Annotated in this window: 13 protein-coding genes and 1 other RNA gene; 1 reads left to right on the forward strand and 13 read right to left on the reverse strand. The window is 34.8% G+C overall.

Features of this window, described 5'->3' with window-relative positions; all coding sequences use genetic code 11:
* From RTL21_RS01540 to RTL21_RS01555, 4 genes are all read right to left on the reverse strand, one after another.
* A partial coding sequence (locus RTL21_RS01540) for a DUF624 domain-containing protein (RefSeq protein ID WP_312092629.1) occupies window positions 1–435 on the reverse strand: 435 nt, incomplete at its 3' end.
* A gap of 43 nt (window positions 436–478) precedes the next feature.
* Complete coding sequence (locus RTL21_RS01545) at window positions 479–1,261, reverse strand: carbohydrate ABC transporter permease (protein ID WP_396954408.1); 783 nt, start codon at window positions 1,259–1,261, stop codon at window positions 479–481.
* A gap of 136 nt (window positions 1,262–1,397) precedes the next feature.
* On the reverse strand, window positions 1,398–2,297 hold the full coding sequence (locus RTL21_RS01550) for a carbohydrate ABC transporter permease (RefSeq protein ID WP_312092633.1): 900 nt from the start codon (window positions 2,295–2,297) through the stop codon (window positions 1,398–1,400).
* Between the two features lie 67 nt (window positions 2,298–2,364).
* Window positions 2,365–3,720: an ABC transporter substrate-binding protein gene (locus tag RTL21_RS01555; protein ID WP_312092635.1), complete on the reverse strand. Its 1,356-nt coding sequence runs from the start codon at window positions 3,718–3,720 to the stop codon at window positions 2,365–2,367.
* Window positions 3,721–4,092: 372 nt separating this feature from the next.
* Between RTL21_RS01555 and RTL21_RS01560 the strand changes: the two genes are divergently transcribed.
* Complete coding sequence (locus RTL21_RS01560) at window positions 4,093–4,299, forward strand: YozQ family protein (protein WP_312092637.1); 207 nt, start codon at window positions 4,093–4,095, stop codon at window positions 4,297–4,299.
* 203 nt (window positions 4,300–4,502) lie between these two features.
* Here the strand turns inward: RTL21_RS01560 and RTL21_RS01565 are convergent, their stop codons facing one another.
* The 9 genes from RTL21_RS01565 to RTL21_RS01605 all read right to left on the reverse strand — a co-directional run.
* Window positions 4,503–5,981 (reverse strand): aldehyde dehydrogenase family protein, encoded by a 1,479-nt coding sequence (locus RTL21_RS01565; RefSeq protein ID WP_312092640.1) that lies wholly within the window; start codon window positions 5,979–5,981, stop codon window positions 4,503–4,505.
* A gap of 546 nt (window positions 5,982–6,527) precedes the next feature.
* A complete protein-coding gene (locus RTL21_RS01570) occupies window positions 6,528–6,650 on the reverse strand; it encodes an FbpB family small basic protein (protein WP_312092642.1) in 123 nt (40 codons plus the stop codon).
* Window positions 6,616–6,813 (reverse strand): Fur-regulated basic protein FbpA, encoded by a 198-nt coding sequence (locus RTL21_RS01575; RefSeq protein ID WP_312092644.1) that lies wholly within the window; start codon window positions 6,811–6,813, stop codon window positions 6,616–6,618. The genes RTL21_RS01570 and RTL21_RS01575 overlap by 35 nt, the downstream gene beginning before the upstream one ends.
* A 429-nt stretch (window positions 6,814–7,242) precedes the next feature.
* Window positions 7,243–7,791, reverse strand: a complete 549-nt coding sequence (locus tag RTL21_RS01580; protein ID WP_312092646.1) for an NADPH-dependent FMN reductase — start codon at window positions 7,789–7,791, stop codon at window positions 7,243–7,245.
* Between the two features lie 34 nt (window positions 7,792–7,825).
* Window positions 7,826–8,275: a MarR family winged helix-turn-helix transcriptional regulator gene (locus tag RTL21_RS01585; protein ID WP_312092648.1), complete on the reverse strand. Its 450-nt coding sequence runs from the start codon at window positions 8,273–8,275 to the stop codon at window positions 7,826–7,828.
* Window positions 8,276–8,468: 193 nt separating this feature from the next.
* Complete coding sequence (locus RTL21_RS01590) at window positions 8,469–8,822, reverse strand: DoxX family protein (protein WP_312092650.1); 354 nt, start codon at window positions 8,820–8,822, stop codon at window positions 8,469–8,471.
* A 773-nt stretch (window positions 8,823–9,595) separates the two neighbouring features.
* Window positions 9,596–9,931, reverse strand: a transfer-messenger RNA (tmRNA) gene (gene ssrA / locus RTL21_RS01595).
* 166 nt (window positions 9,932–10,097) lie between these two features.
* Window positions 10,098–10,565, reverse strand: a complete 468-nt coding sequence (smpB, locus tag RTL21_RS01600) for an SsrA-binding protein SmpB (RefSeq protein ID WP_312092652.1) — start codon at window positions 10,563–10,565, stop codon at window positions 10,098–10,100.
* A 121-nt stretch (window positions 10,566–10,686) separates the two neighbouring features.
* The coding region (locus RTL21_RS01605; protein WP_312092653.1) for an RNB domain-containing ribonuclease at window positions 10,687–11,500 on the reverse strand (814 nt) is incomplete at its 5' end.

Consider the following 11,500-nt stretch of genomic DNA (forward strand, 5'->3'; position numbering starts at 1 on the left):
AGCTAAAAATAAGGAGGTTCTTAATAATTCCAAAACAGTACCGTCAAAAGTTCCTGAAACAGGAAAGATAGTTACTAGGAACAAAGCAAATAAGAAAACTAGAAAAATATAGAAATAGTAAATGGTGTATGACGTATTTGCCGCAATTTCATAATAAAAATTCCGAGAAGATATTAACAACAATCCAAAGCCTGAAACGATTATACCAGTCATCATATTTCTTACAAAATTACACTTGAATGACTGGTAAAATTCAGTAAAAACATTCATTTCTTTCCCATTAATTAAATGAACCATACAACGATGCAACGCAACGGTAGATGGACCAATAGTAAGTAATGGTAAACTAAACAATATCCACAAAACATTTAACACAATAATGTAGTAAAGTTTTCCCATCCGTTCCCAAAATGGAGAATCATATCTTATTTTCATCGTTCACCTCATCTAACATTATTTCAGACTTTTTTTCCAAATTTTATCCTTTTACTGCACCAGCTGTCATACCCTCTACAAAGTACTTATTGAATATCAAGTACAAAATGAATAAAGGCAGAATGGAGAATATGGATCCTGCAACTAGGACATCATAATTGTTTCCATAAGGGGTTAATAACGTATTTAATCCTATAGGCAATGTGAATTTTTCTGCTGATCGTAAAACAATTAATGGCCACAGCATACTATTCCATGCGCCCATTGAACTCAGAATTGCCATTGCTGAAAAAGCTGGTTTAGAAATCGGCATAACAATTCTCACGCATATTCCATATTCACTACTACCATCAATCCTTCCTGCATCCAATAGTTCTTTTGGTATGCCTGATAGATATTGTCTAAAGAAAAAAATGGTGGAAGCATGTACTAAACCTGGAAGGATGACCCCCGCATAGGTATCTATTAATCCAAAACTAATCATTTCCTTATATAATGGCAGCATCAATATTTCAAACGGAACCATCATAGTCGCAATAACGAGGAAAAACAATATGTTTTTAAACTTAAAATTGTACATCGCAAACCCATATGCTACAAAATAACATATAATTAATGTTAAAATTACGGAAATAATGGTAATAACCAAACTATTTTTATACCAATCCAGGTAGCCAGTACTTCCATCAAAAAGGTAGCTATAATTGATTAATGACCAATTTTCAAAATCCAAGTTTAAATTTAAACCATTTCTTATTAACATTTGACCTGGACGGAAAGATGCAAATAATCCTGAGATAAAGGGAACGGCTACACTAGCACACATAAGGATAAAAAAGCCGTTTATCAAAGCTTTCACCAAAGGATTTTTGCCAGTTTTTTTCCCTTTAATATTTCTAATTCCTTCTAGTGATGAGCTAGATAAAGGACTTTTATTGGGATTCGTATTATTCTTGCTCATACTATTTATCCTCCTTTTTAAACATGCCGCTTGATAGCAAGTAGACCATGCTAATGGATAAAGCAACAATCAATAATACTAAGCCAACAGCAGAGGCATATCCTAAATCATTCTTTTCTATCCCCCGTCTATACAAATAACCAACAATCGTTAACCCGATATTTTTTGGAGAATTATTGCTTCCATAAATCATGAAACTTTCAAGAAACATTGCTAATCCAGCATATATGCTGATGGTTGTAACATAAATTCTTGTTGGTTTAAGCAACGGCAAAGTGATATGCCAAAATCTTTGCCATGCACTTGCACCATCAACTTTTGCTGATTCATAAAGTACCTCATCAATAGAGCTTAAACCAGCCTCAAAATACAATGTATTTACTCCAGTCCATCTCCATGTAGCCAATAAAAGTAATGCAAACATTCCCGTACCCCAATTTTTTAGCCATTGTTTTGACTCAAGGCCAAAAAAATTCAGGATTTGATTCATCAGACCCGAATCCATTTCACTAAACATATAACGAAATAAAATACCCGCAACTACCACTGAAACCAATGCCGGCAAATAGATAATCGATTTATAGATTCTCTTCCCCACTATACTTTTCGAATTTAATAAAAATGCACAGAGCATTGGAATAGGAATCAATATAATTAACGTGAATATCGTATAGATGACACTATTCCTAACAGCGATATGAAATACCTTATCACCTAATAGCTTTTCATAATTTGCAAGCCCAATATACTCACTGTATCCATTTCCAATATTATGAAAGCTCATATTTATAGTCGAATACATTGGGTATATCCAGAAGAATGACAAGCTAACGATAAACGGTACTATAAATACATAAGGTGCAATTTTCTGAGAGAATAAAAAAGCTTGGATCTTTTTCACATTCGTTCCTCTCCTTTTCTGTCAAAAGTCTTTAAGATTGCCTATATGGCAATCTTAAAGACTAAACTTATTCTTGCTCAAAATCTACCTCTGCTTGTGCATCTTCAAGAGCTTGCTTTACATCCGCACCATTCTCTAAAACTTCATTTAACGTGGTTAAGTTAAACACCTCATTAATAGTAGTAGTAATTGGCACTGTTTTAATTAAATTTACTTCATCTTGAATTTCAAGTAATGTATCAAATGGATTATTAACAAAATATTGAACATATTCGTTCTCTTGATTATGTGTAATTTCTTGATTTGTCCAAACCTTTGTATTAACTGGATCAAAACCAAGGATATTCCAAATTTGTGCTCCCCCTTCTTCCGTTAATTTTGCCCAAGCCATAAATTCAGCTGCTAAATCAGCATTTTCTGAATCTTTATATACTACTGTTCCTGTACCACCTGCACCATTTGAACGTTTTTGCCCTTCCTCAAATACAGGGGCTGGAGCAATTGCAAACTTACCAGACATCTCTGGCATATAGTCTGTAAAGCGAGACATATACCAAATCGCTTTCGGGAATGCAGCCACTTCGCCTTTTGCAACCGTAGCATAACCTTGCTCCGTATCAATTTGTCCACCTGGCGTTACTTCGGCAATACCACTATCCAACCAGCCTTGTTGCATTGTTAGCAAATTATTTAAAGAATCTAGTTCCACGTTTGCATTTTCAGGATCTTCTACCCAAGATTCACCGTGTTCAGACATAGCTAAAGTTAGCCAGTCAGCACCGCCAGTATCAACTGAGGTCATATAAACTTCCCCATTAGAAGCCTCTTTTAACTTTTCACCTGCCGCTGTAAAGTCATCCCATGTTTTAATTTGGGTATAATCAATACCGTATTTCTCTAAGATTTCCGTATTATAATACATTACAGTTGCCCCAACATGTGTCGGTACTCCATAATAGTTACCGTCTTTTTCATAAGCATCTAATCGGGACGTTACCAAATCGGCTTTATACGGTTCTACATAACTGTTCAATGCCAACCATGGCACTTCTCCGTCTAAGTAGTTAGGAAATTGGCCAATTTCAACATCCGCTAAGTCGGGAATCCCTTCACCTGATTGAACAGCTAAAGTAAGCTTTGTATGCATATCTGCATAAGGATATACAGTAAACTTAATTTGAATTTGCTTATCTGGATTTTCTTCGTTCCATTTATTCAACATTTCTGTATAGAATTTTTGGTGTAAATCAACGAACAACCACATGTCCATTTTCGCACCGTCTTCTGGACCTACTGTAGTAACCTCAGATTCAACCTCTTCTTCGTTTTTTCCATTTCCACTAGAGGAATTCGAACATCCAAAAACAAAAACAGTCATCAAAAGAATCACAAAATATGTAAATCCTTTTTTGGATAACCTCATGAAATTTGCCCCCATTCAATTTTTTAAATACTAGAATTGCAACGTATTTATAAGTACTTTATATTGTTAGCAAGACACCCCCCCTCAAATATAAAACGCTTTCATTAATAGATATATTACAACCTACAATTTTTTATGTGCACTATTTTATACGCACCTTTTTATTTCTTTTTTTAAAATGTACGGATAGAATAAATAATTTTATGAGTAAGTGAAAGTTTTTGGCATACTACTTATTCTTACTCAAGGGATTTCTTCTTTTTTATCTTTCAAAAAATACAATTTTTTAACAAAATAAATATTCATGAGTAATTTTTAACATTTAGAAAAAAATACATCTGTAGAAGTTATTACAAAAAGGAGTGTTTCACATTGAAAAAAAATAATGCTGATCAAAATACGAATATTGCAGGACGTGTATTTGATCCAACTGATTATGAAAAAAAGGACCAACTTTCCTCTGGCTTGGCAACTACACATGAACAAGCTACAGATACATACACAGAAGGCGAGATTGGTGCTGTGATTGATGATGTGGATGGGAAAGATATTGAAATAGGGAAAAAAACGAAGAAGTAAAAATGGGTAGGCTAGACCTATGGATATGTATTCTATAGGTCTAGCCTTAGGTTATTTTAAAAGAAGTAAATAATCATCGACAACATGAAAAGAACTACTTCCTAAGTAATCGGAAATAGCCCTTATCATGTTGTCTTTTTTATTTCGACCTTATTTCTCTTACTTAAAATAACAGCTAGGAAAACGAAATTTAATGTAAGCTATTACTCAGGAATATATGGTAAATCAAGCGTTTTTGGAATATTAATTACATGTGTCTCCACGTATGCTTTTAGTCCTTCTTCTCCATACTCTCTTCCAACGCCAGACTGCTTTACTCCTCCAAATGGGAACTGTACATCAAGACCTTGAACAGCAGCTGTATTAATCATCGTTGTACCGGCCTCAATTCGACGGGCAACTTTTACAGCATGCTCTTCTTCTCCCCAAACGGAACTAGTTAATCCATAAATGCTTTCATTGTGTAATTCGATCACTTGCTCTTCATCATCAAATGGCAAGATTGGCACAGTCGGTCCAAATTGTTCTTCTACCACAATCGGATCATGGAAGTCTGCTTCTAACACTACAGTAGGCTGGTGAAAATATCCGTTGTCCATTAGCTCAGGATTTAATGTTTCACCTAATGGAATCACTTTCGCTCCTTTACTTTTCGCATCTTCTACAAGACTGCGAACATATTTGACCTGATTTTTATTGTTCACAGGACCTACTGTCACATCTGGATTAAAAGGATCACCGACCCGAATCCATTTATTCGCAGCCTCTATATATTTTTCTACGAAAGCATCATAGATGGAACGATGTACATAAATCCGCTTTGCAATCATACAAATTTGTCCTGCGGTTAGAAAGTTTGAAATGACCATTCTTCTCATGGCTCTTTCATCGTTAACGTCAAAATCTTCTAAGACGATTGCAGCGTCATTTCCTCCTAACTCCAAAGTCATCTTTTTAATTGTGTCAGAGGCAGCCTTCATAATACTTTTGGCAGTTTTTGTTCCACCAGTGAAGGCAATTTTCGCAACTTTCGGATTGGAGGTCAGTTCTACCCCAACTCCTGAATCCCCATGTACAAGATTAAGAACACCTGGAGGAAATTCATCTGCAATGATTTCAACGACTTTGCTGACAGCTAAAGGAGCAAATGGACTAGGTTTCACGACCATTGTATTACCAGTCAGTAATGCCGGGGCTATTTTGATGGTCGATAAAGAAATGGGATAATTCCATGGCGAAATGGCTGAAACAACACCCACCGGATCAAATGTAATAATCGTTTTCCCATTTTCATGTATTTTTTCCTGAGGACTAACCACTTTTTTCACGTTCTTGCAGGCAAATTCCATCCACATGATCGAAATAGCGATTTCCCCTTTTGAATCATATAATGCCTTACCGTGTTCACTCGACAATAAGGTAGCTATTTCAGGTGTTGCATCCTTTAATTTTTGGATTGCCCGCTCCATCCTTTCTATGCGGTCATTCACTTTAGTCCATGCCCAGCTTTTTAATGCATCATATGCTGCATCTATTGCACGAACAGTCTCTTCTTTTGTATTAAGAGGTGCATATCCTACAATCTCATCAGGATGGGTGGGATTTTCACGTGGGAACTTCTTTTCCGTTTGTAATTTCTCTCCATTAATAATGGCATGTACTGTAATGGGGGCATTTTGCATATTATAATCCTCCTATGTCATTCTTATCTAGTATGAATTAGGTTAATACAGTATATACGGTAAGAATGTTAAAATTTAGGAATGTCTTCTTTTTATATCAGGAACGAGTTTATAAAATACTTTAATTAGAATACAGTTACGTCAATTTAAAGTTCCATATTAACTTATTCCTCCTTTTAATAGGAGGATAAACTAAACAAAGTTAATTTAAAGCTTTGCCATTATTCTAAGCTGATTAAACACTTACTTTTTAGTCAGTAAATCCTCTCTAGTTATAAGTTATTATTTATGGGAAAGAGGATTTTTGAGGAGAAGTTAGATAAAGATATTTTTTTCCGTTCCATTATATAAACACACTAGTGCATAAAACAATTTTAATCTAGTGAAAATTAGTGTAGTCCAAATTATAGTATAGCTTGCAGAATATCCTCATTTATCCTATTGTGCAAAACGTTGTAAGCTAAAGCTGATCAAATCATAAGTGGGGAGATTTTTAAATGTCTGAGTATATCGTTACCCTTACTTATTTCTCCAATTCAAGTTTTCTTACTTTTTATTTTGGATGATTCTATCTTCAATTTTTTTGTAAATATTATCTATTATTACTTTATCTTTTAAAATTATAGTTTTATTTTCAGTCACTAATTGTTTTAATGTTTTCTTTTTCACTCGTTGTCTCCCCCTCCTTAAATAACTTATATTCTCTTTCTAAATCACTAAGACAAAGTTCATATAACTGAACGTTCTCTTTTTTATATATACCTACGCTCAAAAGCTGATCTATTAAATAATTTCTTCTTTTCTGTATAGCTTCATGAGATAGTGCGCTCATAAAAACACCTCTTTAGTTAATCGTTTGCTAAAGGAAAAGCAAGTTCTTACAATGCGGCCAATATTGCAGCGGTAAAATCAATTATAAATAACCATTTATATGGTCCGTAATAGGAAAAAAACTGCCTTAACATATAGAATCCATTTCCCTTCTTTTAAGTAGCTAAGCTTTTGGGTGGATTAATATCTATATATAAAGTGCAAGCGTCATACTAACTTCTTTAAATGATAATGATTATCAATATCATTTATTTTAAAACATAACTACTCAAAAAACAACAATTTTTTGAAAAATGTTATTTTGGGTAGCATTATAAAAGGATTACTACGTAAATAAAAAAGGAACAGATTAATTTCAATCTGTCCCCTTAAAAAATAGCAAACGCCACATTAAGTAGTCTGCTATTCGATTAATGCTATTTAATGATGATTATCTTAACGTTTTTAATGCACCGCTCCAAGCGAGAACTTGGTCTAACATTGCATTTACATTAGTAAGGTGTAAGTCAGCTGGTTTAAAAGTAGTATAGTTTTCAAAGTCCGTAAATAAAGACAATGTAGGGTGTACACGGACGTCTGCAATCATTAGCTCACCCATGATTCCTCTTAAATGTTCAGCTGCACGCGCACCACCAGTGGAACCATAACTAACTATTCCTGCAGCTTTGTTATTCCAAGCTTCACGAGCGAAATCAAGTGCATTTTTTAAAGCTCCTGTTATGCTATGATTATATTCTTGAACAATAAATACAAATCCATCCAAGCTGTTCAATTTTTCATTCCACGCTGCGATTCCTGGTTCTGTTCCATCAGTTGTTCCTAAAAAAGGTAACTGATAATCAGCTATATCTACAATTTCATAGTTTGCGTCTTCACGTTTGTCGGCAATTTCTTTAATCCATTCTCCTACTTGCGGACTCACTCTTCCTTCTCTTGTGCTACCTAAAATAATACCTATATTTAATTTTTCAGTTGTCATTGTTTTTTTCCTCCTATTATTTAGTCTTTTTTATTTATTTATATTTTTCCAGACTTTGTGCACCTAATCCGATTCTCTTTAAAAGATCAATTAGTATTTCTTTATCCTCGTTAGATATAAAGGATAGATTTTCAGATATAGTTGCAACATGCTTAGGAAAAATCTCATCAAATAAGGCTCGTCCTTCCTGTGTTAGGACAACATTTGATGCCCTTCTATCATGTGGGTTAGGCTGTCTTTCTACAAGACCTTTCTTTTCTAGCTTGTCTACAACATAGGTAATACTTCCACTAGGTATAGAGAATATCTCACTAATCTTTTGAACAGGATGAGGACCTTTACTGTAAAGCAATTCAAGAATCATAAAATTTTCACTATTGATTTTATGGCTTTCAATATCCTTTTGAATATTTGTAACAACAGCCTTGGAAGCCTTCAACCATATGCGAAACAATCTCAAATCCAGATCATTTTGATTTTCCACGACTTAACCTCCTTTAAGGTCATTTTATTTATCTATATAAAGGATAATTAACTTCAATTGGAATCTCAATTAGCATTTGAAGTCTTCCTCTAAGTCAATGAAAGATGTTTTTCGTTATTTCACTATTATCCAACTTCTCCATATTATCCTGGAGTTTGCTCATTCAGTGATATCACTCTTTATGTTACTAGACTTAAAGCAATGATTCAAAATTAATTAAAAATATAATTAAGCCACATATTAATAAAATGATTGGCATCACCATGCTTTTAACAGTATCTTTAATTTTAATGTGCGTAATGATTGCCCCAATCATTGTTACAACGATTAATAATCCACCCCAAGTAGCCAATGTCTCATTCCAAATTCCTACAATAACGAAAACAGCTGAAATAAGCTCTACTAATCCTGTGAACACTCTAAACCAGCCTGGATAGCCATAATGCTTAAAGCCCTCTACCATTTGTTTTGAGCCCAGCTTCATAAATCCAAACATTAGGAATCCTAAACCTAATAAAACTTGTAAAATAATAGATAATACCGTCATTTATATCCTTCTCCTTTTACCCTAAAATTATTTATCCTATAATTAGGACTTTTTCATCCTAACATTAGGATATATTTATTGTCAATAAAAAAACAACCTAATGGATGATTTAGGTTGTGTATACTCTTATTTAAATCAATTAAACAGTATTATTGCTTGTCTATTTTTTATTTACAAAGCCCAGAAAAAAACAACTTTTTTTGTTGACATACTATTTTTTCTAAAATATTCTAATACATAAATATCATTCAGTAATAAAAAAGAAAAATGATGTATTTTTTATTTTGGAGCGAATCTCTCCCTTTTTACGAATCCATAAAAAAAGAAATAGAGCCCTATGGATTTTAAATAACTACAATAAAGTTACACCTAGAAATGGAAAATATAATAAAATAATGCTTAAAGAGAAACAATTTTTTGAATCTGAATTCTTTAAACTCTGATTTTTTTAGACAAAATAAAAACCACCAAATATGTATTTGGTGGAGACGGTGGGACGTGCAATTCCATGCTTTCGTCATGGCACTGACTATATCTTGAACCTGTACTATTTAGTTAGGTCCTCTGGCGTCTTATACGAAATATAAATTTACTTTAAAAGTAGAATTCCGTATCCTAGTGCTACCAAATTTTGGGTAGCCTATAAGTCGATACACGGCTGTTGAATTACTTCACATACCGCTCGGCATTGCCTTATCACAGTTAATGTGACTTAGGTTTCACCGATAAAGCCAGATTTTCACTTGTATGTTACCATACAAGGCGACTAAAATTAATCGAACCCACGTCCAGAAACATCGGCACTTAAGCTTCTACGAGTGTAGTCAACATATTCGCATTTCGCTTATTCTTCTGCCTGTTGACAGGCGTCCGATAAGCTAGTCTGGTTGTTCTCTTCCTTCTTCCTCAGACGGTGGAATCCGGCGTAGCCCACTCAGTTTGAGTCCCTGACCCTACCACATGGGCGATGGAGGGAGGAACCGCTAAGCGCTATTAAGCAGCTAAAGCGAAGTTGTTTTGTTGTTTGCCAGTTATAGGCTTTGACGTTTTAACGAGGCCGATCCCCTCGACTCGCAACCTAAGCTCGAACTATCCCTGTCGAATCCGTAGCGTCCCCATTATAAGGATAAAATCAAGTAATTGTTATATTACAAGATTCCCGCTTTAAAAGCGTAACGTTCGGAAGCTCTGAAATAGGAGCTTAAAGTTATGTTGTCTTATCGACATAACTTATTATAACATAACTGAAGCGTATTTCAATTGTAAAGTTTTGGATTACATTTTTTGCCTTTCACGTAAAGCACGTTCGATACTACGATTTGCTTCTTTACGTTTTAAGGTTTCACGCTTATCATAGTTCTTTTTACCCTTACCTAAACCAATCAAAACCTTTGCAAAACCATTTTTAAAATAAATCTTCAGTGGGACTAAAGCATAACCTACTTCTTTTGTATCTCCAATTAATTTATTGATTTGTTTTCGATGTAATAAAAGCTTTCTTGTTCTTAAAGGGTCATGATTATAGCGATTCCCTTGTTCATATGGGCTAATATGCATCCCTAGCAGGAATACCTCTCCATTAATGATGCGCGCATATGATTCCTTTAAGTTTACTCTTCCTGCACGAATTGCTTTGATTTCTGTTCCTTGAAGAACAATTCCTGCCTCGTAAGTCTCCTCAATAAAGTAATCATGATTGGCTTTTTTATTCTGTGCAACTAATTTCCCTTCACCTTTTGGCATGTCTCTTCCCCCTACTCTGCCAATAATTTTAACAAAAGTACACCTATTATACAAACATCCCCTGCATGTGGTCTCCTTTTCAGAAAGAAACCACATGCACTAAATGCATCTATTTTATCTGTTAACGTCTTTTTTTCTTTCTCTTTGCTTTTGGTGCATTCTCGAAGTGTTTTCTATCATTCTTTCCTTTTCGTCGGGATTCCCCTGGTTTTCCTTTACGATCCGTATCTCTGTCTGATTTGCCTTTACGCGGAGCACGAGTGACACTGCCAGTGGAAAATACCTTGCCATCTTTCTTCGGATCTCTGCGGCGTGTTCCCTTCATGCCGACTATTTCAAAGTCAATTGCGCGTTCATCTTTATTGACATTTACGACACGCACCGTAATTTCGTCTCCAATACGGAAGACTTTTCCTGTTCTTTCACCTATCATGGCAAAATGGCGTTCATCATAACGATAGTAGTCATCGGTCATATAGCTAACATGGACAAGTCCTTCGATTGTATTTGTTAGCTCTACAAACATTCCAAAGTTCGTAACGGAGCTAATAATACCATCATATTCCTCACCGATTTTATCGAGCATGTATTCTGATTTCTTCAATTCATCTGTTTCACGCTCTGCTTCTACTGATCTTCTTTCCATACTGGAAGAGTGCTCGGCAATCTCCGTTAAACGGCTATTCCATTTTTCTTGTGTAGCAGAACTAATATCCCCTTCAATTAAATACGTACGAATCAATCGGTGTACGATTAAATCTGGATAACGTCTGATAGGTGAAGTAAAATGTGTATAGAATTCAGTTGATAAACCAAAATGTCCTAGGCTTTCAGGGTAGTATTTCGCCTGTTGCATCGAACGCAGCATTACCGTTGAAATAACCATCTCTTCAGGAGTTCCTTGAACTGCTTCAATTATTTCTTGTAACGCTCTA

The organism is Niallia sp. (assembly GCF_031978665.1).
Lineage (GTDB): Bacteria > Bacillota > Bacilli > Bacillales > Cytobacillaceae > Niallia.